Consider the following 26,907-nt stretch of genomic DNA (forward strand, 5'->3'; position numbering starts at 1 on the left):
TCCCCGTTGGGTTGCGTAGCGACCCCTTCCGGATTCCGCATCGGTGTGCCAGACAGAACTCAGCCAACTGAACTGAGGGCTGCTTCGCAACCCAACGGGGATAAATCCCCTCGCCACAAAGTGCGCGCTCACCACAAGGTGTGTGCTATTGAACCAACTGATTGATCTCGATGATCGGCAGCAGCACGGCCATGACGATGACCAGCACCACCCCGCCCATGACCACGATCATCAACGGCTCCAGCAGCGCGGTCATGCCCATGGCGCGGCGTTCGATGTCGCGGGACAGGGTTTGCGCGGCACGTTCGAGCATGGGTGGCAGGCAGCCGGTTTTTTCGCCGCTGGCGATCAGGTGGATAAGCACCGGCGGAAAGACTTTTTCCACCCGCAGCGCCGCCGCCAGGTTGACCCCTTCGCGGACCTTGGCCGTGGCATCGCTGACGCTCAGGCTCAGGCGGTCGTTGGAGAGGGTCTGGCGCGCGGCCTCCAGTGCTCGCAGCAAAGGCACCCCGGCACCGCCGAGGATCGCCAGGGTCGAGGCGAAACGCGCGGTGTTGAGGCCCAGCACAAATCGCCCGATCAGCGGCAGGCGCAGCACCCGCGCATGCCAGTTCAACCGCGCCGCCGGCTGGCGCAGGTACAGGCGCCAACTCCAGAAACCCCCGGCCAGGACGCAAAAACACAGCCAGCCCCAGGCCCGGATGAAGTCGCTGGCGGTGAGCATCGCCAAGGTCAGCCCGGGCAAGTCCTGGCGGGCCTGGGAGAACGCGCTGACCACCTGGGGCACTACGTAGCTGAGCAGGAAAATCACGATGGCGACCGACACCAGTCCCACCACGCCGGGATAGATAAACGCCGTGAGGATCTTGCCGCGCAGGTTGTTGCGCTCCTCGATGTAGTCCGCCAACCGCTCCATCACCTGGGCTAGGTCGCCGGACTCTTCGCCGGCGGCAATCAGCGCCCGGTAGATTTCCGGAAAGTCCCGTGGCCGCGCCGCCAAGGCCTCGGCCAGGCGCATGCCGCTGCGCACATCGGCGCGCACTGCGCTGAGGGTCTGGGCGATGTGCTTGCGTTCGGCCTGCTCCACCGTCGCACTCAACGCGGCCTCCAGTGGCAGGCTCGCCCCGAGCAGGCTCGCCAGTTGGCGGGTGGCCCAGGCCAGGTCGTTGTCCGAGAGCTTGGCACTGAACAGACCGCCGCCGTTGGCCTGCGCCGTGTTGCGCTCGAGCTGCACCTGCAACGCCGTCAGCCCGCGACTGCGCAGCAGGCTGAAGGCAGCGCCCTGGCTGTCGGCTTCCAAGTGCCCGGATTCGATCTTGCCCTGGGCGTCGGCGGCTTCGAAACGGTAGCGGTTCATCAGGCGTCCCGTGTTACGCGAAGGATCTCTTCAGGCGCGGTGGCGCCACTGCGCACCCAGCGTTCGCCGTCTTCGCGCATGCTGAACATGCCGGCCTGGCGGGCGGCGGCGCGCAGCGCCTGCTCCCCTGCCCCTTGGTGGATCAGCGTGCGGATGTCGTCGTCGATGCAGAACAGTTCATGAATGCCGGTGCGGCCGCTGTAGCCGGTCTGGTTGCAACTCGGGCAACCCACCGGGCGCCAGGTGCCGGGCGTGGCCGGATCGGGTTGCTTGCAGTGCGGACAGAGCCTGCGCACCAGCCGCTGGGCCAGCACGCCGAGCATCGACGAGGCCAGCAGGAAGGGTTCGACGCCCATGTCGATCAGACGGTTGATCGCCGACACCGCGTCGTTGGTGTGCAACGTTGCCAACACCAGGTGACCGGTGAGCGAGGCCTGCACGGCAATTTGTGCGGTCTCCAGGTCGCGGATTTCACCGATCATGATGATGTCGGGGTCCTGGCGAAGGATCGCCCGCAGGGCCAGGGCGAAGGTCATGTCGATTTTCGCATTGACCTGGATCTGGCTGATGCCCGGCAGGTCGTACTCCACCGGGTCCTCCACGGTGAGGATGTTGTGCACGCTGGCGTCCAGCCGCGCCAGGGCGGCATACAGGCTGGTGGTCTTGCCGCTGCCCGTAGGGCCGGTGACCAGGACGATGCCGTGGGGCTGGCGGATCAGGTGGTCGAGCTTGCCGAGCACGTCCGGGTCCATCCCCAAAGTCTCCAGTTGCAAGCGTCCGGCCTGTTTGTCCAGCAGGCGCATCACCACCCGTTCGCCGTGGCCAGTGGGCACGGTGGATACGCGGATGTCGATCGGCCGCCCGGCGACACGCAGGGCGATGCGGCCGTCCTGGGGCAGGCGTTTTTCGGCGATGTCGAGCTGGGCCATGATCTTGATCCGCGACACCAGCGCGCCGTGCAAGGCCTTGCGCGGCGAGACCACGTCACGCAGCGTGCCGTCGACCCGATAGCGCACCACCGAATGGCTCTCGTAGGGTTCGATGTGGATGTCGCTGGCCTCGTCCCGGGCGGCCTGGGTCAGCAGCGCGTTGATCATGCGGATCACCGGCGCGCCGTCCTGGGTGTCCAGCAGGTCGGTGATCTCGGGAATGTCCTGCATCAGCCGGTCAAGGTCCACCTCGTTTTCCGCCGCGCCGACCACGGCGGCAGCACTGCCGGTGTCGGCGTAGGCGGTATTGAGCAGGCCGTCGAGCTCCTCGTCACGCACCCGCTCCAGCCGGACCTCGCCGAACTGGCGACGTACTTCACTGATCGACCAGCCCGGCGTCGACGGGCAGACCATCAGCACCGCCTCTTCCCCGGATTGGCGCAATACCAGGCGCTGGGCCTTGGCCCAGGCGTATGGGAGGGTGTTCATGAGCCTCCTCCTATCGCTGACATCCCCGTGGCGAGGGAGCTTGCTCCCGCTGGGCTGCGCAGCAGCCCCAAAACCCAGCGCCGCGGTGGTTCAGGCAGAAGGTGTTGAACCTGAGTGGGGCTGCTTCGCCCGAGACGTCGGACCGACCCAGCGGGAGCAAGCTCCCTCGCCACGGTATTCATCGTCCGACCGGCTCCGTTGCAGGCACCGCCTTGATCACCGCCCTCGGCGTTTGCAACCCGGCGGGTGTGGCGCCTGGAATCGCCCGGGCCGAAGCCGGCAGTTGCGGCGCCTGTACGTCCGGCAGCGCCCAGCTGCGCTCCGGTTGCAGCAGGCCTTGGGCGCGGCGCATGAAATCGTAGCGGTTCAGGGTGATGCCGCGACCCGCCGCCGTGTCGCGGATGATGTAGGGCCGCAGGAAGACCATCAGGTTGGTCTTGGTGACCTGACGCCGCTCGTTGCGAAACAGCGCGCCGATACCAGGAATGGTCGACAGCCACGGCACCGCATCATTGCTCTGGCTGTAACCGTCCTGCAGCAGCCCGCCGAGGACCATGATCTGCCCGTCGTCCAGCAGGATGCTGGTGTCGATCGCACGTTTGTTGGTGACGATCCCGGTGGTGCTGGAGGCGCGGTTGTCGACACTGCTGACCTCCTGGTAGATGTCGAGCTTGACCGTACCGCCCTCGGAAATCTGTGGCCGGACGTTGAGCTTCAGGCCGACCTCCTCACGGGTCACGGTCTGGAACGGGTTGTTACTGGTGCCGCCACCACCGGTGACGTAGCTGCCGCTGACGAACGGGATGGTCTGGCCGACGAAGATGCTCGCCGCTTCGTTGTCCAGGGTCAGCAGGTTCGGCGTCGACAAGACGTTGGTGCCGCCCTTGCTTTTCAAGGCCCGGGCCAGCACCTTGAGGTCGAGGATCTTGCCGATGCCGGGGATGTCCACGGTGCCGTTGACCAGGCCCAGGTTCAGGCCCTGGGGCAACACGTCGATGCTGGTCTTGCCGTTGAGGTTGAGCCCGGTGCCGCCGAGGTTGACCCCGCCGATCACGCCGCTGCCGCCGAGGTTGCCGGTCTGCCATTGCACGCCGAACTCGCTGGCATCGTCCTCGCCTACTTCGACGATCAGGCTCTCGATCACCACCTGGGCGCGGCGCTGGTCGAGCAGGTCGATGACCTCGCGCAGGTTGCGATACAGCGGGTCCGGCGCGGAAATCAGCAAGGTGTTGGTGGTGGCATCGGCCTGGATGGTCACGCCACCGGCGCTGAAGGCAGTGTTCTGCTCGCTCTGCGTCGTGCTGGAGGTTTGCCCGCTGCTGCCTTGGCCATAGCCGCTGCCGCTGCCCGAGGTGGTGCTACTCACCGGGCTGGCTGCGCTTTCGTTGCCCTGCCCGCTCTGGCCGTTGGTACTGGCGCCCATGCTGCTGAGCACCGAGCGCGAATTGTCGTTGCCCTCGCCTTCGCTCTCCCCGGTGAGCAAACCTCGCAGGGCCTGGGCGAGTTTGGCGGCCTGGGCGTTGCGCAGGTACACCACGTGCAGGTTGCTCGGGTTGTTCTGCGCGTTGTCGAGCTTGTAGATCAGGTTGCGCGCCAGCTCGGTCCGCTCCGGACTGCCGGCGCGGATGATGATGGAGTTGGAGCGCGGGTCCCCGATCACATTGATCTTCTGCGTCTGGTCGCCGCCCTGGGTCTCCAGCAGATCGGAAACCATCTGGGCAATGTCCACGGCGATGCCGTTCTGGATCGGCACCACATCGGTATCGATGGCGCTCGGGGTGTCGATGCCCTCGATGAGCTGCGCGACGCGCGACAGGTTCTCGGCGTAATCGGTCACCACAATCGTGTTGTTGCCGGGGTACGCGTTGATCGGGTTATTCGGTGAGACGATCGGGCGCAACACCGGGATCAGGTTCACCGCGTTCTCGTATTGCAGGCGAAAGGTGCGGGTCAGCATGCCGTTGCCGGCGGGTTTGTCGGCATTGTAGATCGGCCCGCCCAGCAACTTGGCATCGGCTTCCGGGACCACTTGGGCGACGCCGCCGACATCGACCACGCTGAAGCCCTGCATGCGCAAGGCCGCGAGCAGCATTTCATAGGCCTGGCGGGCCGGCACCTGGCCTTCGGAGACCAGGGTCAGGTTGCCTTTGACTCGTGGGTCGACCAGGAACTGTTGACCGGTGGAACGCGACAAGGCGCGCACCACCGCCTGGATATCGGCCTCGACAAAATTCAGCGTCACCGGTTGATCACCCAACGGATTGCTCGCAGGGGCATCGATGCGCGGTGCACGGGCGCGGGCGGTCAGGTCGACCTGATGGCGCACCGGTGGTTTCCGCTCACTGGATGCCTGGGCCCGTTGCCGGTCCAGCAACGCGTCACCGCTGCGCTGGGTGCTGCCCAGCGGGATGCCCAGTTCGCTGTCCACCAGCAACGGTGGCTGCGAGGCCGGCGGCGTGCTGGTGCACGCGCCCAAAGCAAGCAACAGCAGCGGCGCGGCCTTGCGCCAATGTCGCGGGTATCTGGACCCCTTCATGAAGCTTCCTTAGCGCTTGACGCGTGGTTCATGCGAACGGTTCCGGACAGAGTGCCGGGGGTTGGGTCGGAACTGGCCGGGGCCGTGCGCTGCAAGCGGGCCTCGATCACTTCCAGGGAAAATTGTGCTGGACTGCCGAGCAGCCAATCGATCACCCCGTCCGCCGGCGCGTCGGTGAAAGTGAGTTGCCACGCGTCAGGCGCCGCCGTGCCCGGCGGTTGTAACTGGTAGCGCTCGCCCAGGCCGCTGGCATCCAGGGTCTGGCGCAGGGCGACTTCAAGGGATTGACCCCGGGCAGGTCCGCCAACGTCGCGCAGCAGCACTTCGAGGGCCTCGGTCTGCGAGCGCAGCTTCGGGGTTTCGGCCTGCCAATAAGCGATGGTTTTCAACGCCGGCTCGATCAAGGCCAGCCAGACCAGGCCGCCACCGAGCACCAGCGCCGCCAGGGCCACGGCACGTTGCTCGCGGGCGGCCAGGCCCTGCCAGGCCGTGCGAAGATTTTGCCAACGCGCCTTCAGCTGTGCCGCGGTCAGCTTATTCATCGTTCGCTTCCTGGTTTTCGTCGGGGCTGTCTTGCGCTTCCTGCCCGGCGGGAGCCACGCGCAACGTCCACCCCTGGTCAATGGCCGCGACCTCGATGCCGGCCTGCGCCAGGGGCATTTTCCAGTCGTCGCCGGCCGCGACTTTCTGCGCTTCGGCGACGAGCTTGAGGCGCAACTCAGCGTTTTCGAACACCAGTTCCTGCACATTGCCGCTCATGAACGGCATGGCGCTGCCCGCCTGCCTTACCAGGCTGGCGAAGCGCTGCCCAGGCTCCGCCAGCGAACCGCTCTGGCGCGCGGCGATTTGCTGACGGGCCTGCTGCAAGGGGTTGAGAATCACCGGCAACTGAGGAAACGCCTGCTTCACCCGTTGACTCATCTGCGCCTTGAGCCGCTGCCCCTGGGCCGCTTCACGGCTGGCATAAAGATTGAGCCCGACCACCCACACCGCCACCGCCAGCGCGCAGATGCCCGCCGCCCGCCCCCAGCCGCCGCGCCCGGCACGCCCCTGCGTCAACCCGGCATGCAGGCCCCAGCCCGGCGCGACACCGCTCCAGCGCTGGGTGACGGGCAAACTGTCAGTCGTCACTTGCGGCGGTGACTCTCCCACCCAATGCAGGCCGCTGCCCATTTCCACAAGCCACTCGTCCAGCGCATCTTCCAGCAACGGCTGGACCACCGCGTGCTGCAAGTCATGGCGCACCAGCAAGTGCCCGTCTTCGATACACGCCACTGGCTCCGACAACACCGGCAAGGCGTAGGCGGCCGGATACAGGCCGCGCAACTTGAGGCCGGCCTGCAGCAGGATCTGACCCAACATGTTCAGCGACGCACGGTCCAGCCAGGCGACCGCTACCTGCCCGTCCGCATCCCGCGGGCCGTGGGCCACTTGCATCTGTTCAGTGGCACCGAGCATCAGCGCCTGAGCCGCGCAGGTCACGGCGGCGGTAGTCTTCGCCGCAGACAATGGCGGCAGCTCCAGGCGCGTCAGCAAGCTGTCACGCGGATGCAGGAAACATTCGACCGCCTGCTTCTTCGTGCCCTCGCCAAGCGCCCGCAGTGTGCTGAGACCAGCATCACGCACCTGCCCTTGGCGGTCCAGCCAGGCAAATGCCACCGGGCTGTCCAGGCCAAGGCGATCCAGCGGCGCCAGGGCAATGCGCAAACGGTTCATACACCCACCCGCGACCAGATCACCTGAGGCAAGCGGTCCTGGCTGCATTGGAGCAAGGCATCCAGCTCGACCCGCCGTTGGCCGCTGCGCACCTGGCCCCGCAGGCGGAACCAGTCGCTGGCGATGCCGACCTTGACGGTGCTGACGTCCAGTTCGGGCATGCGCAGACGGTTGACGAAATCCCCGCGATTGATGAACCAGTGGCCACCGTCGCGTTCATTGATCAGCGCCTGGGCGCGTTGCAGCGACAATCCCGGCACGTAGGCGGCGAGCACCGCGGCGCTGGCGGTGTTGCCGTTGAGCCAGGTGTTGGCCGGCAGGATCGTGACGTAAGGGGCCAGCGTCTCCAGCAGTGCTGGGGTGACGCCCTTGACGCTGAGCAGGTCCTGTAAAGTGCGCAGCATCGGCCGAGTCGGCGCCAGCGTGTCGGAGGCGTCCGGCGAGGTGCTGCGGCCGCTGTCGAACGTGCTGCTCGTGGACGCCTGGCCCGCCCGTGGCAGATTCAACAGACGCGGGTAGCCAGCAATCACCCGCTCGACGATACGCGCCCGTACCGTGGCGGCGACACCCAACTGCTCGCACAGCCGCTCGAAGGCGCGCAGCTGTTCCTGGTCCACCTGGTCATCGACCACCAGATTGCGCAGGTTGAACTTGCCCTGTTCGTCCTCCAGTTGCCCTTCGAATGGCGTGTCGACCTGCCCGGAGCCCGGCATCAGGATAGGTTTCGCCCAAGGCTGGCCGAAGCGCGTCAACGGATCGCGCTGACGAACATCCCAGAGCAACTGGCGACTCACCTGCAGGCCGCCCTGCAACCGCGCCGCGCCCTGGATGCGCAGCTGCTCGGCTTCCAGGCTGCGGGTGAACAGGGTCTGGCGGGTAAGCATGCCGCCGGCAATGACGGCCACCACGGCAGCGATCAGCAAGGCACTGATCACCGCCATGCCGCGCTGCTTCGCCGCTGTCGGCGAATTCGTGCGCATCACGGCCCTTATAACTGCCAGGAGCCGATGTCGGCGTTCACACCGTCGCCGTCAGGCTGGCCGTCGGCACCGAGGGAAAAGATATCGACCTCGCCGTTCGCCCCAGGATTGAGGTAGTTGTAGGGGCGGCCCCACGGATCGTTGGGCAAGCGGTCCAGGTAGGAACGCCAGGTGCTGTTCTTGGCATCGGCCGGCCGTTCCACCAATACCTTGAGGCCCTGGTTCATGCTGGGGTAGCTGCCGTGATCGAGGCGATACAGCTTCAAGGCCTGCATCAACCCGCCGATGTCCTGCTTCGCCGCCGTGGCACGGGCCTGGTCAGGTCGATCAAGAACCTTGGGCACTACCATCGCCGCGAGAATGCCGAGGATGACCACCACGACCATGATCTCGATCAGGGTGAAGCCCCGCTGCCCGCGTGGGCCTCGGGAACGGGCGTAACAAGGGGCGCTGTGCATCTCGACGGTCCTTCCTGGATTCGATTCGAGGCGCAGTGTTGCAAGAAAATATGTCAGCGATATTGAAATTGCTCAGGAGCTTGCGTCGTCAATCTGTAAAGAACATTGCTCAGGCTTGGGTATTGCTTTCGCCCCCTCGAGCCGACCGATGCCACGCCCAGCCCCACAAGCCGGTTTCACCCTCATCGAAGTGCTGGTGGCCCTGGCGATCATTGCCGTGGCCATGTCGGCCGCGGTGCGCGTGGCGGCGGTGATGACCCAGAGCAACGGCTTGCTGCGAGACAAGTCCATCGCCTTGCTGACGGCTCGCAGCCAATTGGCGCAATTGCGCCTGGAAGGACACGCGACGCCGGGGATGAAGGTTTTTGAGTGCGATCAGGGTCGCTTGCTGCTGCGCTGCGAGCAGAACCTGCGCCCGGCGGAAAACGGGCGGATGCTGCGGGTCGAGCTGAGCGTATCCGACCGCAGCCGCGAGGCGCCGCCCTTGGCTCGGCTGGAGACCTTGCTCAGTCGGGAAAAATAACCGGATGCACACGATCTTTTTGTGGCGAGGGGATTTATCCCCGTCGGGCTGCGTAGCAGCCCCTTTTCAGGCCGACAACCGAGTGGATATTCAATTTTGGGGCTGCTGCGCAGCCCAGCGGGGATAAATCCCCTCGCCACAGAGTTCAGCGGAGCAGCGACGGCAAACTCACCGAATCCGGCAGCCGCGCCAGTGCCAGCCGGGTCTGTTCGCCGCCGCGTTCGATCACCACGGCCTGCGCCTCGATCGCTACCAGCCTTACCCCTTGGGCTACCCGCTCGCCGGCCAGGAAACTGCGCGGTGGTCCGTCGTTGAGACTCAGGATCGCCACCGCGCCGCGGGCGCCGGCCATCACCCCGCTGACCTTGATATCCACCGCCGCCGGTTGGTTGGAAAACCACTGCAACGCAGGACTGTCGGAACGCTCGGCCAGGAGTTGCGGGGCCACGTCCGGGGTGCGCGACTCGGCGGATGTCAGCAGCAGAGAAGACCAGGTCGCCACTCCGGCCAACGCTGCCACCAGTCCCAGCGCCTGGACGATATGCGCCGGGGAGACTCGTTCCGTGAACGTCATGTCCTGATCTCCTTGTTTGATTCCAGCGTCCAGCGTACGCGTCAATTCTCTCCGTTTTATTTCACATCCTTATCATCTTCAGCGTGCACGATGATCACCAACGCAAAGGAGCGCGCCCGGATGCACGGCAAGCAACGCGGTTTTACCCTGATCGAATTGATGGTGGTGCTGGTGATCGTCGGTATCGCCAGCGCGGCCGTGAGCCTGAGCATCAAGCCGGACCCGGCGAAGCTGCTGCGCCAGGATGCCGAACGGCTGGCCCAGCTGCTGCAACTGGCCCAGACGGAAGCCCGCGCCGACGGGCGACCGATCACCTGGCGCTGGGACGCCAAGGGCTTCGGCTTCAGCCGCCGCCCGGACCAGGGCGCGGGACTGGACCGATTCAAGGAAGACCCGCAGTTGCGCCCGCGACGGTGGCAGAGCCCGTCCATGGAGGTACGTGTGGAACCCCGGCAACGCGTGGTGCTCAATGCCGAATGGATCGGCGTGCCGCTACAGATCCGCTTGTCCGACGGCCAGAACAGTTTCACTGTGCAACGCAGCGCCGCCGGTCGGGTATTGGTTCAATGAGCGGCCGGGAGACGGGCTTCACCTTGCTTGAAGTGATGGTGGCGATCCTGCTGATGGCGGTGATCAGCCTGATCGCGTGGCGCGGGCTGGACAGCGTGACCCGCGCCGACAGCCACCTGCAGGCCAGCACCGAGCAGACCGAAGCCTTGCTGCGGGCGCTGAACCAACTGGAGCGCGATGTGGCCCTGCGGGCTGGCGTCGAGTTGAGCGAACCGCTCAAGCCAGGGATCGACAACGAGCCCTCGACCGCCCCGCCCGCCCTCACCCTGCGCAGCACCGAAGGCCAGGGTTTTCGCCTTGACGTTATCCGTGAGGCCGCCGATCAGGGCGGTGGCTTGCAACGGGTACGCTGGTGGCTCAAGGGCGACACGCTTTATCGCGCCCAGGGCCAGGCTCGCAGCCGCTACCCTCTACCGGCGCCGGGTGCGGGCGTGGCTGTGTTGAGTGAGGTCAGCGATGCAGGGCTGCGATTCTGGGACAGGGAAAAGGGCTGGCGCAAACTCAGCGGCAACCGGCTGGAGGATCCGCCGGGCATCGAGATCAGCCTGACCCGGCAGACACCGCAAGGGCCGGAGAAGTATCGGCAGGTGCTGGGGCCGTTGGAGTAGCCCGTCCTTCAAGATTGTGGGAGCGGGGTTGCTCGCGTTTCCCCTGTGGGAGCGAGCTTGCTCGCGATGGCGGCCTGAGAGTCGGCCAGGGTTTCGTTGACTGACTGGGTACATATCCGTTGCTGCGGTAACGGCTGCTTGGGGTTCCGCCCTTACGGCGGGTCACTTTTGGAAAGAGCCGGGAGCCGGACCAGCCAAAAGTAACCAAAAACGCTCTGCCCCACCACTCGGCACCTCGCCAAGGCTCGGTGTGCCCTCACTCCGGCATTGCTCCGTGGGCCCGCCGCGAAGGGCCATCCATGGCCCAGCGCGGCTATCCCGGCATCCATGCCGGGATGCCCACTGCGCAATGCCTGCGTTCGGCCAGCGTGGTTAACGGGGCGTCTCAGATCAAGATCAAGATCAGGATCAGGATCAAGAGCGAGGCGGTCTGGTAGGCAGCCTGCCTCTTCAGCTTTACCCCGATCTAACTGTGGGAGCGAGCCTGCTCGCGAAGAGGCCAGCCCAGGCACCACTAAACTAACTCAACACCACCACCCCACCCGGCAACTCGGTGCACTTGGCGCCATAGGCATCGCGAATCAGCAGCGCCACCCCAGCCAGTTGATCGAGTCGGAAACGGGCCTGGACCTTGCGCAAGCCCAGCTCGCGGTTGAGTAACAGCAACATGCCAGGCCGATAGCGGTTGATCTCGTCAATGACGCTGGCCAGGGTCGCATCGTTGAACACCAGCACCTGTTCGCGCCAGGCAACGGCGGCGGATATATCGGCCGCCTGTGGGCTGCCGACCTGGCGGGTGTCGTACGTCAATTGCATGCCCGGCTCGAGGCGAAACAGCCGGCCCTGCACCTGGACCTGCACGACGCCCTCCAGGCAGGTTGCGCAGACGCTCTGATCGATGTAGCGCAGATTGAACCGGGCCCGCGCGGCGCTGATCCAGCCGGCGCCGGCCTGGACGTTGATCGTCGTGGTGCTGCTGCCGGAGACTTCGACTTCGCCGGCGAGCAATTCCAGGCCCTGCCCGCCCTCGGCCAGCGGCAGGCGGCTGAGGCGAGTCTGGGTATTGAGTTCCAGGCTCACGCCATCGCCCAGCTCGACCCGGCGCTGTTCGCCCACTTCGGTGACGTAGTCCGCAGCGAGCCCGGAAACGCCACCCGGCACCGTGGCGCGGATCAGCAAGAAGCCCACGGAGGCGGCCAGCGCGCCACCGAGCAACGCCCGACGGCCAAAATGCCGAGGCCCATGCGCCGCTTCGGCGGCCGGTCGCAGCCCATGCCACAGCGTCTTGGCCTGCTCGAACGCCTGCGCATGTTCGGCGCTCTGCCCGCACCATTGGCGCAAGGCACGGGCATCGGCGACGGTGGCGCGTCCCGAGGTCAGCAGGATCAACCAGTCACGGGCCTCGCTGGCCAGTCGGGCCTCGGGCGTATCGTCAGGGGACGCGATGCTGAAGATGTTCAAGCGCACACACACTCATGAATGGGTCGGGTCTCTACTCTCAAGACGGTTTTCCCGCGCCGGGACCGAACCGTTGAATGACTTTTCTTTCCAGGCGCAGGGCGCAATGCCCCAACGCAGCCTTGATTTCCTTCTCCACCATGCGCGTGGAGATACCGAAACGCTGGGAGATCTCCAGGTGCGGGGCCTCTTCCAGGCGCGCGGCAATGAAAATCCTGCGGCGCCGCGCCGGCAACTCGTACAACGCCTTAAGCAGGGTCTGCAACTCCTTCTGGCCGCCCACCACCCGAGCCGGGTCCAGCGCTTCGTCGGAGATTTGCAGCAGCTCTTCGATCTCGCTGCCGGTGAGCAGACGAGCATCGGACTGCCGGCGGTCGGCGGCAATGTTCAGGGCCATGCGATAGAGGTAGGCGTTAGGCTGGACGATCTCCGGCGTGTCGCCCATGCGGTCGACCCGCAGGTAGGTTTCATGCAGCACATCGTTGGCCAGTTCCTCGGAACCCAGGCGCCTGCGCAGGCGCACCTTGAAATCCTCATAGGAGGTGAGGAACAGCTTGACCATCGGGCTGCGGCCAGCGTCTTTCATTGCCCGAACACCTCTTCCCCTGCTGTGCATTCCATGCTTTTTCCTGATGAATCGGGTAACAAAAGCAGGGTCACCGGCTGGCGCAGCGAACTGGGCGCCGGACGGTCGATCCTGAGGTTCTGCAAACTGTTGACCAAGGCTTTGTCACGCAACACATCACCCGTGGAACTGACCAGCCGACTGTTTTGCACCACGCCGTCGCGTCCGATCCAGACTTGCAACAACGCGCGAAAACTGCCCGGTCGGGTCAATGGCGAACGGCACAGGTTGCGCTGGATGACCGCCTGGATCGTTGCCGCATAGTTGCTGTCGCTCAATCCGGCTGTGGCGCCCGGCGGTAATGGCACCTCGCGAACCTGTACCGGTTGCAAGGTGAATGCATCCGCACGGGCATACTGCGCCGCCAGCCCGGTACCACTGAGCAGAACAGTCAGCCCTTGGGCAGGCGTGAACAGTCCCTGGACGCCCATCGTCTGGCGCCGGTTCGACAAGGCGTGATCCACCAGCACCGCCATGCCTGTGGCCCGACTGAATTGCTCCAGCGCCGGGGCCAGTTCCTGAGGCGCAATGTCCAGGTCCACCACGCCGACCGCCTGGGCCGGCCCGGCCAGCAGACACCACGTCACCATCAGCCACCCCAAGGGCGCCCTGGCCAATCCACGCCTGCGTTCGCCCCCGGTTATGCCCTGCTGCACGACTGACGTATCCGTTGAAAAACGTCATCCTGATGGGTGTTTATGAATGTCGTATGACACCCGACACAAATCCCGCGCGCGGCACTAGACTGGTGCCGAAACGATGAGCCACCACCGTGGCGGGCCAGGAGGTCAACGATGAAACAGTGGATGAGCATGACAGCCGGAATCGGCTTGCTGATGACTTTGCCCGGGGTCCAGGGCGAAGAAGCCCCGGCCTGTATCGAGGTGACTGTCGGCGGCTACAAGACCCCGGATTACAACTGCCTGAGCCGCCAGATGGGCAACGACCCCGAGGCCGCCGCCGCTGCGCAACACGCGCAGGACAGGCTGGATGTGCCGGTCGACAAACGCGCACCGAACAGTGTCGGCCTCGCGACGCCGGCAGCCACCGGCGTGCGCATGGGCAACACTTTTGGCACGTCGGTCAAGCCCCAGCGACCGCCTGCTCCCGTACCTGGTTCGCCGCTGCCCAGATAAACGCTTTTTCTGAAGCGACAGTTTGCTTGCGCTCGGTGTGGCCGCGACGCCACGACTCGCCATACGCATAGAACAGCTGTCCAATGTGCGTTATTCAGAATGGGTGCTATAACCAATAAGACTAAATGGATAGCCTTCCACTTATCGATGCGGTGGAGGTTTGGATGATTTCGCGTAAAAGGATCCATTGCGCGTTCGCTTTGGCTGGATAGATTCAAGGCCGATATGGAGATCCCCCTGTGGTGTATGTACAACTATCTGAGCAAAGCGCCACACCCCTTGATTCTGCCTGCCTGGCTGAGGACGCTGCCCAGCCTCCTGAACGGCTGACTGCCGCTCGCACGTGAGCCAGGGGACGCCGTAATGGCAATTACGCAAAACAACCGGTTGGTGCAGGTCGACAGTCCCCTCGGCGGCGATGTCCTGCTGCTGCAAAGTATGGACGGCAGCGAAGAGCTGGGGCGGTTGTTCCATTACGAGCTGGACCTCACCTCCGAAGACCGGGCGATCAAGTTCGACCAGTTGCTGGGCAAGCCGATGGGCCTGACCCTCGAGCTCTATGACGGAGGCAAACGTTATTTCCACGGCATTGTCAGCACCTGTCGACAGCTGACCGGGCACGGGCAGTTCGCCGGGTATCGCGTCAGCCTCCGGCCCTGGTTCTGGCTGCTCACCCGCACCTCGGATTGCCGGATCTTCCAGAACAAGACCGTGCCGGACATCATCAAGCAGGTCTTTCGCGACCTCGGCTTCTCCGACTTCGAAGACAGCCTGAGCGGCAGCTACCGCGAGTGGGAATATTGCGTGCAGTACCGCGAGACCAGCTTCGATTTCGTCAGTCGGCTGATGGAGCAGGAAGGCATCTATTACTACTTCCGCCATGAGAAGTCCCGCCATGTGCTGGTGCTGGCCGATGCCTACGGCGCTCACTCCACCGCGCCGGACTACGCGTCGGTGCCCTTCTATCCGCCCGATCGGCAGATGCGCGAGCGCGACCATTTCTACGATTGGCAGATGGCTCGTGAAGTGCAACCCGGCTCGCTGGCGCTGAACGACTATGACTTCCTGCGGCCGCGCGCCAGCCTTGAGGTGCGCTCCAGTGTGCCGCGCAACCACAGCAACGGCGAATACCCGCTCTTCGACTACCCCGGTGAGTACGTCCAGAGCAACGATGGCGATCACTATGCGCGAACCCGCATCGAAGCCATCCATAGCCAGTTCGAGCGCGTGCAGCTGCGTGGCCGCGCTCGCGGGCTGGGGTCCGGCCATTTGTTCACGCTGACCGGTTATGACCGCACGGACCAGAACCGCGAATACCTGATCGTCGTCGCACGCTACCAGATCCGCCAGGAAGCCTACGAAAGCGGGCAACAGGAACAGGCTGAACAGTTCGTCAGCGAGTTGGACTGCATGGATGCCAGCCAGGCGTTTCGCCCCCTCCCCGTCACACCCATGCCGATTGTCCGCGGTCCACAGACCGCGGTGGTGGTGGGTCCCAGTGGCGAGGAGATATGGACCGACCAGTATGGTCGGGTCAAGGTGCATTTCCATTGGGATCGCCATGATCAGTCCAACGAAAACAGCTCCTGCTGGATTCGCGTCTCACAGGCCTGGGCCGGCAAGAACTGGGGCTCGGTGCAGATTCCTCGAATCGGCCAGGAAGTGATCGTCAGCTTCCTCGAAGGCGACCCGGACCGGCCGATCATCACTGGCCGCGTCTACAACGCTGAACAGACCGTGCCTTACCAACTGTCGGCCAACGCCACCCAGAGCGGCGTGAAAAGCCGATCGAGCAAGGACGGCACGCAGGCCAACTTCAACGAAATCCGCATGGAAGACAAAAAAGGCGCGGAGCAGCTGTTCATTCACGCCGAGAAGAACCAGGACATCGAGGTCGAGAACGACGAAACCCATTGGGTCGGCCATGATCGCAGCAAGACCGTCGACAACGATGAAACCGTGCAGGTCAAACACGACCGTACTGAGACGGTGGGCAATAACGAAACCATTTCCATCGGCGTCGACCGCACCGAGGATGTCGGCAGCAATGAAAAGATCACCATTGGCGCCAATCGCACCGAACGGGTCGGCAGCAACGAAACCATCACCATCGGCGCGGACCGCACGGAAAAGGTCGGCGCGAACGAAAAAATCAGCATCGCCAGCAACCGCACCGAGGACGTCGGCGGAAACGAAACCATCGACATCGCGGGCAACCGTAATGAAACGGTGCAGGGCAACGAAGGGATCGAGATCAATGGCAACCAGAGCACCCGGATCGGCCGGAACGAATCCCGCGACGTTGCCCAGAACCGCAGCACGGGCATCAAACAGAACGACAGCCTGGATGTTGGCAAGCATTTCGTGCTCAACGCCGGCGATTCGATCAGCCTGACCACCGGTGCCGCCAGCATCACCATGAAGAAGGACGGCAGCATCGTCATCAAGGGCAAGAACATCACCGTCGATGGCTCTGGCGCCATCAACATCAAGGCCAACAAGAATGTGGTCGTCAAAGGCCAGAAAATTCTGCAGAACTGAGCCACGGAGCAGGCGACATGACCGTTGAATATCATCTCCCCGTATCTTCCACCGCCACGCCGACGCGCGTGGATGGCGTCGTGATCGGCGTGCTGCTGGACGTACCCACGCCGGACGCTCCGGTCGTGGCCTTCCCCGGCTGTCCCGGCGAAACCGGCCTCGCCGCGCGCACCACCACCGCGCTCTGTCGTGACGACATCGGCGCCCAGGTCGCGCTGATGTTCGAGGCCGGTGACCCGGCCCGGCCGCTGGTGATCGGCCGCATCCAGCGCCTGCCGGCAAGCGCAACGCCAACGGTCGCCCACGTCGATGGCGAGCGGCTGGAGTTCAGCGCGAAACAGGAGATCGTCCTGCGTTGCGGCAAGGCCAGCATCACCCTGACCCGCGCGGGCAAGGTGATCATCCGGGGCACCTACCTTTCCAGCCGCTCCAGCGGGGTCAACCGCATCAAGGGCGGCTCGGTGCAAATCAACTGACAGGTAAGTCGCCTAATGGAACTGCTCAACGCCAGCAAACTGCAGGCTGCCTATACCCTGGGTATGGCGAGCGACGGCCGCGAATCCCTGGTCGTCGTGGCCAAGGGCACCTTCGATCTACCGCTGGACGGGCGTGCCGCGACCCTCGCAGACATCCAGCAACCGCTGCTGATGGCCGACACCTTCTTCGGCGAGCCGGGCCTCAGCGCGCCACGAGAGGAAATGGACTTCGCCCCGATCAAGCCATTCTGCGACGTGCTGGTATCGGGCAAAGCTTATGCACCGGGTGGTCGGCCCGTGACGCAGTTGACCGCCGGTATTCGTGTCGGTCGGGTGAGCAAGGCTTTTTCAGTGTTCGGTCCCCGGCAGTGGCAACTGGGAATCTCAGGTATTCATGCCGGCTCACCGCAGCCTTTCACCACGCAGACTATTTCCTATGCCCAGGCTTTCGGCGGTTCTCATGCCATGGAGAACATCCCCGACATGCGTCATTGCTACCAGGACAACCCGAGCGGTTGTGGCTGGTATCCAGACAGTTGGGATGACGCCGGCATCGTCGGCCGGCCGATGCCGAACACCGAGGAACCGGGCAAGCCGATCGACAGCCCTTCTGGCGATTTCCGCCCCATGGCCCTCGGTCCAATGGGTCGCAGTTGGCCGCAACGTGCGCGCTTCGCCGGTACTTACGACGACGCCTGGCTGGCCGACTGCTTTCCGTTTCTGCCTGGGGATTTCGACAACCGCTATTACCAGGCAGCGCCTGAAGACCAGCAAACCGATTACCTGCGCGGCGGCGAAGAGGTGTTGTTGCTGAACCTCACTTCCCGTGAGCGGGCAGGCTTTCGCATACCCGAAATGGCTGTGCCGGTGACTTTTTTTATGAAAAAAGGCGGCCATGAAACGGTCTCGGCGGTGATCGACACCTTGCTGATTGACACCGACGCCCGCCAGGTGCAACTGACCTGGCGGATTTCCCGGCCGCTACGGCGCAACATCTTCGAGATTGCCCAAGTGCTGGTCGGGACGATGTCCACGGCTTGGTGGCGCGCCCGTGAATTGGGCAAGGAGTACTACCCGTCGCTGGGTGCCCTGGTCAAAGCCAAGCGTGCCCCCGAGGAAACCGATTGATGAGTGCTCTGTGCATCATCGGTTCGGGGATGGTCAGCGCTGTTGGCCTCAGCGCACCGGCCAGCTGCGCGGCGATCCGCTGCGCCATCGACAACTTCCAGGAAACCCGCTTCATCGACCGCGGCGGCGAATGGATCATTGGCGCCAGCGTACCTTTGGAACAGCCCTGGCGCGGCCACACCAAGCTGATCAAGATGGCCGTTCGCGCCATCGCCGAGGCCTTGCAGAGCACCCCAGGGGTCGATCCGGAAAAGACTCCGCTGTTGCTGTGCGTGGCGGAAGCCGAGCGTCCCGGACGCCTGAGCGGCCTGGATAAGGGGCTGTTGCAGGCCATCGAGACAGAGCTGGGGTTGCGCTTTCATCCTGACTCCAGCGTCATTGCCCAGGGACGGGTCAGTGCTGCCGTGGCCCTGCTCGATGCGCGCTCGCTGATCTACCAGGGCGGTCGTCGCCACGTACTGGTTGCCGGCGTCGATTCGTTCCTGAGTGGAGCGACGTTGACCGTCTTCGAAGCGCGGGAGCGCCTGCTCACCAGCCAGAACTCCAACGGTTTCATTCCCGGCGAAGGCGCCGCTGCCGTGGTGCTGGCCGCCCCGGTCGCCAGCGAAACGCCGCAGTTAACCTGCATCGGCCTGGGTTTCGGCCTGGAACAGGCCACGGTGGAATCCGAAGACCTGCCGCTGCGCGCCGAAGGCCTGACCCAGGCCGTACGCGCGGCCCTGAACGAAGCGGGCTGCGGCCTGGAGCAAATGGATTATCGCCTGACGGATATTTCCGGCGAACAGTACTACTTCAAGGAAGCGTCCCTGGCCCTGAGTCGGAGCCTGCGGGTACGCAAGGAGTTCTTCCATCTCTGGCATCCGGCGGATTGCATCGGCGAAGTTGGTGCCGCCATCGGCCCGGCGATGCTTGCTGTGGCCCTGGCCGCCAGTCGCAAGGGCTACGGCGAGGGGCCGAACATTTTCTGCCACCTGGGCAACGACGCCGGCGAACGCGCGGCCGCGCTGCTCAGCTACCGGATTGTGAGGGCTGCCTGATGGCCAACGAAGTCTTTGCCAACAACATGGAAGTTTCCTGCAAGGCGGCCGACGGCAAGTCGATCGCCTGTTTCCCGGATGTCTGCTTCACCCCTCCGCAAACCGCTGCCACTCCCCTCGGCGTGCCCATTCCCTACCCCAACACTGGCATGGCCAAGGACACGACCAAGGGCAGTCGAACGGTGAAGATCAGCGGCAAGGAAGTGATGCTCAAGGACAAGAGCTTCTTCAAGACCAGTTATGGAGACGAGGCTGGAAATGCGCCCAAAAAAGGCATCGTCACCAGCCGGAACAAGGGCAAGGTGTATTTCACGTCCTGGTCGATGGATGTGAAGTATGAAGGCAAGAATGTTGTTCGGCATATGGACCTGACTACCCATAATCATGCTTCTCAGCCTGGGAATACGGTGCCTTGGCCTTATTCCGATCGTATGGCACTGGCCGAGGGCCTGGCCCAATGCGAGGGAGAAAAAAAGCGGGTGAATGATGCTTGTGATACCGATAAGAAAGTGGTCTGCCCGGATACCGACAAACTGAAAAACGCTCTAAAGGACCGCAACAGCGCGAAGAAAACGGCGGGCGACGGGTTTCAAGCTGATCCGGCTTATCTCGCTGCCCATACCGGCGTCTTGAGCGAGTACTCATCGTTGGCCAGGACCATAAACGCTGATCCTTGCCAAAAGGCACTGCGCTGTTTTCTCGCCCCGTACAGGCCCAATAGATGTTGCCCGGGACAAACCGGAGATCACCTGATCGATTCGGCATCCTTTACCGAAGGGCCGGCCTTTGCGGGCCAACCCAGAAACCAGCACCCGACAAAAGCTGGCTGGAGCAAGTACCAGACCGACAAGGCTCCGGTCATGTGCGTAGAGGGCCCCAACCAGACCACTGCAACCCATGGTCAGATGCATACCCGACGTGGGGTAGTGGCTTTACAGGAAGCTGATGCAAAAGGTGAATGGCCAAGGGCAAAAGCCACGGAGACGGGGGCCAAGGCGGCCAAAAAAACCTTTCCGGACTCCGACTGCTCCCAGGAATGCCTGGAAGCGCAGTTGAACAAATACCACGACAAGGCAAAGGACCCTGGCGATGAGAAACCGATCAATGCCAGGGCGTCGATGACAAGCGACCAGCATGAACGCGACAAGGCTATACGCGAGATGTTCGATGATCGTGTCAGCATCTAAGTTAATCAGGAGATCAACATGGACACTCGTGATCCACGCTTCAGCGGACTGAGCATCGGCACTGGGGTCGTTCGATACTCGGACCTCGGTTACCTGGTGACCACGAACGACGCTTCCATCAGTGAGGGCTACACAGGCTCGATACTGTTCACTTTGTATCGAGGGAAATGGGGCGCTGGTACAGTGCCTTGGCTTGCCTGTTCTGGAGCGGTCTGTCATGCACCAGCCGAACGATATCTGGCGCTGGGAACCGATGGTTCGGTAGAAGCCAGCGGCGGCGGAGCTATAAACGAAGAGGCCATCGCAAACTGCGGAGTCGACCCCAAAAAACGCGGCCCTCTGCGCGAAATCCGTGGTATCGCCAAAGGCCGCGCCTACGCCGTAGGCACCTGCCGCCAAGCCTACGTTCGCGACGGCGAAGACCAGTGGCGTTGCATCGACCAGAGCGCCCAGGTCGGCGACACGCCCATCACCGACACCAGCTTCGAATCCATCGACGGGTTCAGCGAGCAGGAAATCTATACCGTCGGTTGGGAAGGCGAAATCTGGGAATACGACGGCTCCGTTTTCACCCAACGGAACAGCCCGACCAACCTGGCGCTCTACAAGGTTCGCTGTGCGCCGGACGGTTTTGCCTATGCCTGCGGCCAACTCGGGACCTTGCTGCGTGGGCGCAATGACCAATGGGAAGTGATCGATCACGAAAGCACCCAAGAAGACCTCTGGGGCATGGAGTGTTTCGACGGTCAGTTGTACGTGTCCTCCACCCATTTCGTCTATCGCCTGGAAGATGGCCAGCTCATTCCCGTCGATTTCGGCGATGACGCACCGCGCACCTGTTATCACCTGAGTGCAGCCGACGGGATCATGTGGTCCATCGGGCCCAAGGACGTGATGGAGTTCGACGGTACAAACTGGAAACGGTGCCTGCAAATTGACTGACCCGACCCGCCCAAGCCTCGGCGGCGACGCATGATGAAGACATTGCCCGTCGTCCTTGACCTGCACGTAGAGGAAGCCGCCTTCCTCGCCATCCTGCGCGACTACGCATTACGCGCCCCCCACTATGACCTCGACGACCTGGGCAAACTGGAGGAGCGCATCGACGCTCACCTCGATGGCTTGCGTATCGCCGGGCCAACCGGCCTGGAGATTCTGCTGGCTCAGCTCGGTCCCGACGCTGTCGGCGAGATGTTCGCCTGCGTGGTGCTGGCCTTCGAGGCGGCCGAGGCCAAGGTGCTGTCGCGGCTCAGCGAGCATCTGCGCAGTGCGGTAGAAACCGAGCGTGGTTATCTGATGGCCCTGGGGTGGCTGGACTGGGAGCGGCTGTCGCCCTGGATCGAGCGCATGCTCGCCGCTCCGGAGCCGCTGTTCCGTCGCCTCGGCCTGGCGGCCTGCGGCATGCATCGCCGTGATCCTGGCCCAGCCCTGCTTGCCGGACTGTCCGAGGCTGACCCAAGCGTGCTGGCGCGTGCCGCGCGCACGGCTGGCGAGCTGCGACGTCGGGACTTGCTGTCGGAAATTCGCGCCCACCGTCTGCATGAGGATGCGACCACACGCTTCTGGGCCAATTGGGCCACCGCCCAGATGGGCGACCAGCAGGCCCTCGATCCTCTGCGTCAATTTGCCGAGCAACCGGGCGAGTTTCAGTATCGCGCGCTCTGCGTATTGTTGGCCTGGCAGGACCGCGAACCCAGCATCGCCTGGATACGTCAGTGCGTGCAGGATCCCAGGGACAGGCGTTTGGGCATCCAGGCCCTGGGACTGCTGGGCGATCCGGTCAGCATCCCGTGGTTGATCCAGCAGATGAACGACCTGCCTTACGCCCGGGTCGCTGGCGAAGCTTTCAGCCTGATCACCGGCGCCGACCTGGCGCTGCTCGACCTGGAGCTGCGCAGCTCACCGGACTTCGCGGCAGGGCCGAACGATGACCCTGAGGACTCGAATGTCGCCATGGACCCCGATGAAAACCTGCCCTGGCCCGCCCCGTCGGCAATCGAAGCCTGGTGGCAGGCCAATGGCGGACAATTCCAGGCGGGGACTCGTTACATGCTGGGGCTGGCCCACAGCGAACGCAGCTTTGAGCAAGCACTCGTCCGGGGCCAGCAACGCCAACGCGTAGCCGCCGCCTGCGGCCTCGCCCGCTTTCGGCCGGATGAAGTGCTCTTTCCAACCAGTGCACCGGTGTTGCGGCAACAAAGACTCTTGAAAATTACCCCGTGACCCCGGGAGGCATGCTGATCAAGACACATCATTGCAACTGACGAAGCTCACCCCCCTCCTGCTCCAGACGCCGCAGATACGCGCTGGCGTCCAGCAGTTGATAAGGGAAATAAAGCCCTGGCGGCGTCGATGGCTGGCCGTCCAGACCGAGCAGACGCTCCAGGAGCATTGCCACACTGAGGCCGGTCAGCGGTGCGGTACCCGCTGGGTGGACGACGGCATGACGGGTGCGCAGCGGTTTGCCCTTGAGGTCTTCGCCAGCAAGTTCGATGAGGATCTCGGTGGACATCGGCCTGCCCTGGCGTCGGGTTGAGCTGACCCCGATGCCAATATTGAATTGAACATCAGACGCACCTGTAGCGGTGGCCAGGCCGGCGACATCAATCGACGAAAAGCCTGAGGCCTCGATCTGCGTACCATCCACAGCGTGGAAGCTGGCCTTGGAGTCCTTGGCTTCGCGCCAGACGAACACCCCGTCGCGTCGTGTCAGCGCGGCGGGCAACATTTTGTTCAGGTGTTCAAAGTCGCTGGCGACGGTCGGCCCGCCGGTGTCCTGCTCATCGACCAGCGCGTTGATGCTGATCTCCTGGACTCGGCTGAACGCCTGGGCACAGCTCAATGTAGCCACCGTCGTCGCGCCCGCCATCCATTCGTAGCCCAGGACTATGGGCGAAGCATCGGGCATGTGCATGTACGTGGCGATTTCCGGCGCGATCTCGAAAATGCCGGAAGAAATGCTGAGGTGCGGCACCCCGCGCTTTTGTGCATAGCGCAATCCTGCCATCGCGTGGTCCATATAAAAGACCACAACCCCGCTGACCGGGCGAGCGCCAAGTCCCAGATCGTCCGCAGTGGAATCGATCACCACACCCTGCGCCCCGCCAATTTCCTCAGCGGCCTGCCGAGCCTTGGCAAGGTCACGGCCGCCGATCAACAGCGGTACGTCGGGATGAGCGGCGCGCAGCGCTCGGGCAGTCTGGTGACCAATGGCGCCGGAACCACCCATGAACAAGATAGGATCAAGTGACATCGTGAGTTCTCCTCGTTTCTGGACTAAAACCTACTGTTAGTAGGTAAACTATCACGCTCTCACGCCTTGTCACCTACCATTGGTAGGTTTTATTGAACTGGATGCGCCACCGTGCAAAAAACCATCGAAACCGCTACAGGCAACTCCTCTTCCCGCCGACTCTCGAAAGCCGAACGGCGCCGGCAGCTGTTGGACACTGCGTTATTGATCGTGCGCGAGGAAAACGCCGACAGCTTGACCCTCGGCCGCCTGGCCGTCCGCGCGGGCGTGTCCAAACCGGTGGTGTACGATCATTTCGCCACCCGCTCGGCGCTGTTGATCGAGCTGTACAAATGGATTGATACCGAGCGGGTCCGCGCTTTTCGCGAGGCCATGAGCAGGACTGCGCGAAGCCCGGAGGAAACCGCTCAGGTCCTGGCCAGCGCCTATATTCAGTGCGCAGCAAACAACACCGACGAATTCCATGCGGTCGGCGCAGCCCTGGCCGGCAGTGAAGAGAAGGCGGCGGTTTTCCAGGAGCTGCTCGACAACTGCGTACGGATGTTCGTGAGCGTACTTGAGCCTCACGCGACGTTGGCAAGCGCAGAACTTGAGCGCTGCTGCACCGGTCTGGTCGGTGCGGGGGAAGCACTTGCCGGCGCCCTGGTGCGGGGGCGACATGCCCAGGATGAAGTGATTGAAGCGTTCGCCGCGTTGATTCGCGGCGTGTTGAGTCCGCCTGAATAAATGTTCATGATCCAGCAATAAGCAATTGCCTACAGATACTCAGCTATGTCACTCGACGGTGACAAAAATCTTGGATCCAATTCCTGGAATCGCCTTGACAGGCTAATGGAGCCGATGAAATATTTCCCTCCGCTACGGTTCAGCTTCAATCATCATTTGGCGCGGATGCCATAACAATAATCAAATGGAGTTCATGATGGTTTTCCTCAGTACAGTTCCATCGGTTATCCCGTTACTCTCCTTCAATACCTCGTTTCCCAACTAATCGCTCTATTCGGCGCCGTGGCGCTGAAGGGACTGTTGTGCAATGCCCATCATCGTCGGCAGAGGATAACCATGAAAATAGTAGACAGTTCGGTTCTGAAGGAATGGTATGACAGCGAATACAGCGCCTGTAATAACGGTGCTTTATTTGGTGAACTACGCGAGGAGTTCAAACAGTTTTTATCCACCCTGCCTGACGGCCCCGGCGATGCCCTTGAACTCGGCTGCGGAGACGGTCGCAACCTTACCGCCCTGGCGCGCAAGGGCTATAGCCTGAGCGGCGTGGACATGGTCGACAGCACGGTACAGAGTCGCAAGCTCAATCCCTGGCTAAAGGATCTGTATTTCCAGCAGGCAGATATTCTGACGTACGAGCCGTTGCGTGAAGGTTACGACGTACTGGTCTGTTCCGAAGTTCTGCATTTCTTCAATCAAGATGAACTTCAGACGGTAATGGCCAAGATTATCGGTGCGGTAAAGCCTGGCGGATATATTTTCCTTGATCTGTTATCGGACCTGTCGCGGTACTTTCAAGCGAGCGGAGAACCCTTCATCTGGGACAAGGAAGCGGGCTTGTCTGTCCAGGACAGCGAAGGGTTATTTGATGCCTGGCTGGGTGATTTTGACATTTATGCGTCGCGGCATTTCTTTGATAAGCAAAGTTGGCCATTAAGCGATTCGGCAAACTTGCCAATAGCTCCCTATACCTGGCAAGGCACCTACGTCTCGGTGTGTGCGCGAAAACGTAAATGACTTTGCGACATTCAGCTTGAAAAGGATATTGAGCCATGCAGCTTTTCCATCAGGTTATCGCCAGCAATGCAAAAAAATACCCGTCCAAGCCAGCCATCATCCTCGACGGGCAAGCGACTTCCTATCAGCAACTGCAGCAGCGCGCGGATGACATTGCCTCGGTGCTCCCCCTGCTAGGCATTGCTCCCGGTGACCGGGTGGGCCTGTACGCGCCCATTTCCGTCGATTTGATCGCAGGTTATCTGGGCCTGCTGCAGGCTGGAGTGATCAGCGCAGCGACGCACCACACCTTGAGTCGTACCAAGCTGATCCATCAGCTCAAGCACTCGGGCGCCCGGGTACTGATCACCGACTGCACGGATGACTTGCCTGGCCTGATTGACGAGGCTGGCCTGGAACTGGTCCTGCTTACCGTTCGAGCCCAAGTTGCGGTGCCCAAGGTCATGCAACTTGCCGATGCCGTCGCTGCGCTCGGAGGAAAGAAGGCCGCGCCCTCCTCTGCGTTGTCCGCCGACCCTGAACGTCCCACCTCGATCTTTTATACCTCTGGGTCATCCTTCAATCCGAAAGGCGTGCTCGTCAATCACCGCATCATGTTGGCGGCCTGTGGCCGGGTGACTGCGTATCTGCAAAACAGCCCTGATGATCGTGTCCTCAGTTATTCCACGCTGGCATCCGACTACGGGGTGTACAACGTGATGATGCCGCTGTATGCCGGGGCCACCAGTGTCATCGAGAGCCGGCCGGCCAGCAGCGCCGAGGAGGTGCTCGCGGTGGTCGAACGCGAGGGGGCCACGGCAATGCATGTGTTTCCCCCGGTGTTCTTTCTGTTGGCCAATACGGGCCCGCACTGGCAGGCGCGCGTGCCTGGCTTGCGCTACATCTCCAGCAGCGGGCAGGCCCTCTACAGTCGTCATATCCAGCGGATCCGCGAAGCCCTGCCCGCGGTGCGGATTTTTTCCAACTACGGGCTCACCGAGTGCAAGCGCGTGAGCTACCTGCCGCCCGAAGAAATCGACCAACGACCGACCTCGGTGGGTAAGCCTTTGCCGGGAGTCAGCGTGTACCTGGTAGACGAACAGGGCCTGCGTATCGAGCAGCCTGGACAAATAGGCGAGTTGCTGGTGACCAGCGACTACCTGATGCTCGGGTACTGGAACATGCCCGAAGCCAATGCCAGCGCCTTCGTCCATGATGCCTTCGGCCATTCACGACTGTATCGCACCGGGGACCTGTTCAAGCAGGACGCCGAAGGCTACCTCTACTACGTCGCCCGCAAGGACGACGTCTTCGCGCGCAATATCTGGAACGTCAATCCGCGAGAAATCGAGCAGTGCCTGGCCGCGCATCCAGCGGTCGCCGAGGTGCTCGTGGTGCCGGTTGCCGACGAGTCGGCCGGGCACGTGCCCAAGGCTTGCATCGTGCTTGATGCCGATCATGGCCAGACCAGCGAACAGGCATTGCTCGATCACTGCAAGGCGCATCTGGACTGGCACATGGTCCCGGCCCAGTGGGCATTCCTAAAGACCTTGCCGAAAACCGATTCGGGCAAGTTCACCACCAAAGGACTGATCTGACAGCAG

At 63.0% G+C, this 26,907-nt stretch carries 26 protein-coding genes; 14 read left to right on the plus strand and 12 right to left on the minus strand.

Going from position 1 to position 26,907, the window contains the following annotated elements; genetic code table 11:
- Positions 1–145 precede the first annotated feature (145 nt).
- From gspF to gspG, 7 genes are all read right to left on the minus strand, one after another.
- Positions 146–1,357 (minus strand): type II secretion system inner membrane protein GspF, encoded by a 1,212-nt coding sequence (gene gspF, locus J3P89_RS12615; protein ID WP_434600753.1) that lies wholly within the window; start codon positions 1,355–1,357, stop codon positions 146–148.
- Complete coding sequence (gene gspE, locus J3P89_RS12620) at positions 1,357–2,775, minus strand: type II secretion system ATPase GspE (protein WP_434697727.1); 1,419 nt, start codon at positions 2,773–2,775, stop codon at positions 1,357–1,359. Before gspE ends, gspF begins: the two co-directional genes overlap by 1 nt.
- Positions 2,776–2,953: 178 nt before the next feature.
- Positions 2,954–5,311, minus strand: a complete 2,358-nt coding sequence (gene gspD / locus J3P89_RS12625; protein WP_434697728.1) for a type II secretion system secretin GspD — start codon at positions 5,309–5,311, stop codon at positions 2,954–2,956.
- On the minus strand, positions 5,308–5,853 hold the full coding sequence (gene gspM, locus J3P89_RS12630; RefSeq protein WP_434697729.1) for a type II secretion system protein GspM: 546 nt from the start codon (positions 5,851–5,853) through the stop codon (positions 5,308–5,310). Before gspM ends, gspD begins: the two co-directional genes overlap by 4 nt.
- Entirely contained in the window at positions 5,846–7,027 is a 1,182-nt protein-coding gene (gene gspL / locus J3P89_RS12635; protein ID WP_434697730.1) for a type II secretion system protein GspL, read from the minus strand. Before gspL ends, gspM begins: the two co-directional genes overlap by 8 nt.
- Positions 7,024–8,007 (minus strand): type II secretion system minor pseudopilin GspK, encoded by a 984-nt coding sequence (gene gspK / locus J3P89_RS12640; protein WP_434697731.1) that lies wholly within the window; start codon positions 8,005–8,007, stop codon positions 7,024–7,026. The genes gspL and gspK overlap by 4 nt, the downstream gene beginning before the upstream one ends.
- Positions 8,008–8,015: 8 nt before the next feature.
- Positions 8,016–8,465 carry a type II secretion system major pseudopilin GspG gene (gene gspG / locus J3P89_RS12645; protein ID WP_434697732.1) on the minus strand — a complete coding sequence of 150 codons (450 nt, stop codon included), beginning with the start codon at positions 8,463–8,465 and terminating at the stop codon, positions 8,016–8,018.
- A 148-nt stretch (positions 8,466–8,613) separates the two neighbouring features.
- Here gspG and gspI point away from each other — a divergent pair, with 148 nt between their 5' ends.
- Positions 8,614–8,988, plus strand: coding sequence for a type II secretion system minor pseudopilin GspI (gspI, locus tag J3P89_RS12650; RefSeq protein ID WP_434697733.1), 375 nt, complete (start codon positions 8,614–8,616; stop codon positions 8,986–8,988).
- A 145-nt stretch (positions 8,989–9,133) separates the two neighbouring features.
- Here gspI and J3P89_RS12655 read toward each other — a convergent pair whose 3' ends face one another.
- Positions 9,134–9,562 carry a type II secretion system protein N gene (locus J3P89_RS12655; RefSeq protein WP_434697734.1) on the minus strand — a complete coding sequence of 143 codons (429 nt, stop codon included), beginning with the start codon at positions 9,560–9,562 and terminating at the stop codon, positions 9,134–9,136.
- Positions 9,563–9,682: 120 nt separating this feature from the next.
- Here J3P89_RS12655 and gspH point away from each other — a divergent pair, with 120 nt between their 5' ends.
- Both gspH and J3P89_RS12665 read left to right on the plus strand, forming a co-directional pair.
- Complete coding sequence (gene gspH / locus J3P89_RS12660) at positions 9,683–10,132, plus strand: type II secretion system minor pseudopilin GspH (protein ID WP_434697981.1); 450 nt, start codon at positions 9,683–9,685, stop codon at positions 10,130–10,132.
- Entirely contained in the window at positions 10,129–10,740 is a 612-nt protein-coding gene (locus J3P89_RS12665) for a type II secretion system protein GspJ (protein WP_434697735.1), read from the plus strand. Before gspH ends, J3P89_RS12665 begins: the two co-directional genes overlap by 4 nt.
- A gap of 519 nt (positions 10,741–11,259) precedes the next feature.
- Here the strand turns inward: J3P89_RS12665 and J3P89_RS12670 are convergent.
- Genes J3P89_RS12670 through J3P89_RS12680 form a run of 3 tightly spaced genes read right to left on the minus strand, consistent with a single transcriptional unit; the run spans position 11,260 to position 13,413 of the window.
- Positions 11,260–12,201: a FecR family protein gene (locus J3P89_RS12670; RefSeq protein ID WP_434697982.1), complete on the minus strand. Its 942-nt coding sequence runs from the start codon at positions 12,199–12,201 to the stop codon at positions 11,260–11,262.
- A gap of 37 nt (positions 12,202–12,238) precedes the next feature.
- Positions 12,239–12,784 (minus strand): sigma-70 family RNA polymerase sigma factor, encoded by a 546-nt coding sequence (locus J3P89_RS12675; protein ID WP_305501123.1) that lies wholly within the window; start codon positions 12,782–12,784, stop codon positions 12,239–12,241.
- Positions 12,781–13,413, minus strand: coding sequence for a TonB C-terminal domain-containing protein (locus tag J3P89_RS12680; protein WP_434658019.1), 633 nt, complete (start codon positions 13,411–13,413; stop codon positions 12,781–12,783). The genes J3P89_RS12675 and J3P89_RS12680 overlap by 4 nt, the downstream gene beginning before the upstream one ends.
- Before the next feature lie 204 nt (positions 13,414–13,617).
- Here J3P89_RS12680 and J3P89_RS12685 point away from each other — a divergent pair, with 204 nt between their 5' ends.
- From J3P89_RS12685 to J3P89_RS12720, 8 genes are all read left to right on the plus strand, one after another.
- On the plus strand, positions 13,618–13,959 hold the full coding sequence (locus tag J3P89_RS12685; protein ID WP_434623688.1) for a hypothetical protein: 342 nt from the start codon (positions 13,618–13,620) through the stop codon (positions 13,957–13,959).
- Between the two features lie 363 nt (positions 13,960–14,322).
- Positions 14,323–16,500, plus strand: coding sequence for a type VI secretion system Vgr family protein (locus tag J3P89_RS12690; RefSeq protein WP_434697736.1), 2,178 nt, complete (start codon positions 14,323–14,325; stop codon positions 16,498–16,500).
- A gap of 17 nt (positions 16,501–16,517) precedes the next feature.
- Entirely contained in the window at positions 16,518–16,976 is a 459-nt protein-coding gene (locus J3P89_RS12695) for a DUF6484 domain-containing protein (protein ID WP_434658023.1), read from the plus strand.
- 15 nt (positions 16,977–16,991) lie between these two features.
- Complete coding sequence (locus J3P89_RS12700; protein ID WP_434697737.1) at positions 16,992–18,104, plus strand: DUF2169 family type VI secretion system accessory protein; 1,113 nt, start codon at positions 16,992–16,994, stop codon at positions 18,102–18,104.
- On the plus strand, positions 18,101–19,141 hold the full coding sequence (locus J3P89_RS12705) for a hypothetical protein (RefSeq protein WP_434697738.1): 1,041 nt from the start codon (positions 18,101–18,103) through the stop codon (positions 19,139–19,141). The genes J3P89_RS12700 and J3P89_RS12705 overlap by 4 nt, the downstream gene beginning before the upstream one ends.
- Positions 19,141–20,328, plus strand: coding sequence for a PAAR-like domain-containing protein (locus J3P89_RS12710; RefSeq protein ID WP_434697739.1), 1,188 nt, complete (start codon positions 19,141–19,143; stop codon positions 20,326–20,328). The genes J3P89_RS12705 and J3P89_RS12710 overlap by 1 nt, the downstream gene beginning before the upstream one ends.
- Before the next feature lie 18 nt (positions 20,329–20,346).
- Positions 20,347–21,270 carry a hypothetical protein gene (locus J3P89_RS12715; protein ID WP_434697740.1) on the plus strand — a complete coding sequence of 308 codons (924 nt, stop codon included), beginning with the start codon at positions 20,347–20,349 and terminating at the stop codon, positions 21,268–21,270.
- 33 nt (positions 21,271–21,303) lie between these two features.
- On the plus strand, positions 21,304–22,551 hold the full coding sequence (locus tag J3P89_RS12720; RefSeq protein WP_434697983.1) for a TIGR02270 family protein: 1,248 nt from the start codon (positions 21,304–21,306) through the stop codon (positions 22,549–22,551).
- A gap of 28 nt (positions 22,552–22,579) precedes the next feature.
- Here the strand turns inward: J3P89_RS12720 and J3P89_RS12725 are convergent, their stop codons facing one another.
- Positions 22,580–23,581: an NAD(P)-dependent oxidoreductase gene (locus tag J3P89_RS12725; protein WP_434697741.1), complete on the minus strand. Its 1,002-nt coding sequence runs from the start codon at positions 23,579–23,581 to the stop codon at positions 22,580–22,582.
- A 111-nt stretch (positions 23,582–23,692) separates the two neighbouring features.
- Here J3P89_RS12725 and J3P89_RS12730 point away from each other — a divergent pair, with 111 nt between their 5' ends.
- The 3 genes from J3P89_RS12730 (at position 23,693) to J3P89_RS12740 (ending at position 26,901) form a co-directional block, all read left to right on the plus strand.
- Positions 23,693–24,307, plus strand: a complete 615-nt coding sequence (locus J3P89_RS12730) for a TetR/AcrR family transcriptional regulator (RefSeq protein WP_434697742.1) — start codon at positions 23,693–23,695, stop codon at positions 24,305–24,307.
- Positions 24,308–24,643: 336 nt separating this feature from the next.
- Positions 24,644–25,324: a class I SAM-dependent methyltransferase gene (locus J3P89_RS12735; RefSeq protein WP_434697743.1), complete on the plus strand. Its 681-nt coding sequence runs from the start codon at positions 24,644–24,646 to the stop codon at positions 25,322–25,324.
- A gap of 35 nt (positions 25,325–25,359) precedes the next feature.
- Positions 25,360–26,901 (plus strand): class I adenylate-forming enzyme family protein, encoded by a 1,542-nt coding sequence (locus J3P89_RS12740; RefSeq protein ID WP_434697744.1) that lies wholly within the window; start codon positions 25,360–25,362, stop codon positions 26,899–26,901.
- The last annotated feature ends 6 nt before the right edge of the window (positions 26,902–26,907 follow it).

This window comes from Pseudomonas sp. Z1-14 (assembly GCF_051132005.1).
GTDB lineage: Bacteria > Pseudomonadota > Gammaproteobacteria > Pseudomonadales > Pseudomonadaceae > Aquipseudomonas.

What these genes read in the sequence shown, in the direction of transcription:
- gspF (WP_434600753.1), bottom strand. Translation starts at nt 1,357, where the DNA reads ATGAACCGCTACCGTTTCGAAGCCGCCGACGCCCAGGGCAAGATCGAA.
- gspE (WP_434697727.1), bottom strand. Translation starts at nt 2,775, where the DNA reads ATGAACACCCTCCCATACGCCTGGGCCAAGGCCCAGCGCCTGGTATTG.
- gspD (WP_434697728.1), bottom strand. Translation starts at nt 5,311, where the DNA reads ATGAAGGGGTCCAGATACCCGCGACATTGGCGCAAGGCCGCGCCGCTG.
- gspM (WP_434697729.1), bottom strand. Translation starts at nt 5,853, where the DNA reads ATGAATAAGCTGACCGCGGCACAGCTGAAGGCGCGTTGGCAAAATCTT.
- gspL (WP_434697730.1), bottom strand. Translation starts at nt 7,027, where the DNA reads ATGAACCGTTTGCGCATTGCCCTGGCGCCGCTGGATCGCCTTGGCCTG.
- gspK (WP_434697731.1), bottom strand. Translation starts at nt 8,007, where the DNA reads ATGCGCACGAATTCGCCGACAGCGGCGAAGCAGCGCGGCATGGCGGTG.
- gspG (WP_434697732.1), bottom strand. Translation starts at nt 8,465, where the DNA reads ATGCACAGCGCCCCTTGTTACGCCCGTTCCCGAGGCCCACGCGGGCAG.
- gspI (WP_434697733.1), top strand. Translation starts at nt 8,614, where the DNA reads ATGCCACGCCCAGCCCCACAAGCCGGTTTCACCCTCATCGAAGTGCTG.
- J3P89_RS12655 (WP_434697734.1), bottom strand. Translation starts at nt 9,562, where the DNA reads ATGACGTTCACGGAACGAGTCTCCCCGGCGCATATCGTCCAGGCGCTG.
- gspH (WP_434697981.1), top strand. Translation starts at nt 9,683, where the DNA reads ATGCACGGCAAGCAACGCGGTTTTACCCTGATCGAATTGATGGTGGTG.
- J3P89_RS12665 (WP_434697735.1), top strand. Translation starts at nt 10,129, where the DNA reads ATGAGCGGCCGGGAGACGGGCTTCACCTTGCTTGAAGTGATGGTGGCG.
- J3P89_RS12675 (WP_305501123.1), bottom strand. Translation starts at nt 12,784, where the DNA reads ATGAAAGACGCTGGCCGCAGCCCGATGGTCAAGCTGTTCCTCACCTCC.
- J3P89_RS12680 (WP_434658019.1), bottom strand. Translation starts at nt 13,413, where the DNA reads ATGGTGACGTGGTGTCTGCTGGCCGGGCCGGCCCAGGCGGTCGGCGTG.
- J3P89_RS12685 (WP_434623688.1), top strand. Translation starts at nt 13,618, where the DNA reads ATGAAACAGTGGATGAGCATGACAGCCGGAATCGGCTTGCTGATGACT.
- J3P89_RS12690 (WP_434697736.1), top strand. Translation starts at nt 14,323, where the DNA reads ATGGCAATTACGCAAAACAACCGGTTGGTGCAGGTCGACAGTCCCCTC.
- J3P89_RS12695 (WP_434658023.1), top strand. Translation starts at nt 16,518, where the DNA reads ATGACCGTTGAATATCATCTCCCCGTATCTTCCACCGCCACGCCGACG.
- J3P89_RS12700 (WP_434697737.1), top strand. Translation starts at nt 16,992, where the DNA reads ATGGAACTGCTCAACGCCAGCAAACTGCAGGCTGCCTATACCCTGGGT.
- J3P89_RS12710 (WP_434697739.1), top strand. Translation starts at nt 19,141, where the DNA reads ATGGCCAACGAAGTCTTTGCCAACAACATGGAAGTTTCCTGCAAGGCG.
- J3P89_RS12715 (WP_434697740.1), top strand. Translation starts at nt 20,347, where the DNA reads ATGGACACTCGTGATCCACGCTTCAGCGGACTGAGCATCGGCACTGGG.
- J3P89_RS12720 (WP_434697983.1), top strand. Translation starts at nt 21,304, where the DNA reads ATGAAGACATTGCCCGTCGTCCTTGACCTGCACGTAGAGGAAGCCGCC.
- J3P89_RS12725 (WP_434697741.1), bottom strand. Translation starts at nt 23,581, where the DNA reads ATGTCACTTGATCCTATCTTGTTCATGGGTGGTTCCGGCGCCATTGGT.
- J3P89_RS12735 (WP_434697743.1), top strand. Translation starts at nt 24,644, where the DNA reads ATGAAAATAGTAGACAGTTCGGTTCTGAAGGAATGGTATGACAGCGAA.
- J3P89_RS12740 (WP_434697744.1), top strand. Translation starts at nt 25,360, where the DNA reads ATGCAGCTTTTCCATCAGGTTATCGCCAGCAATGCAAAAAAATACCCG.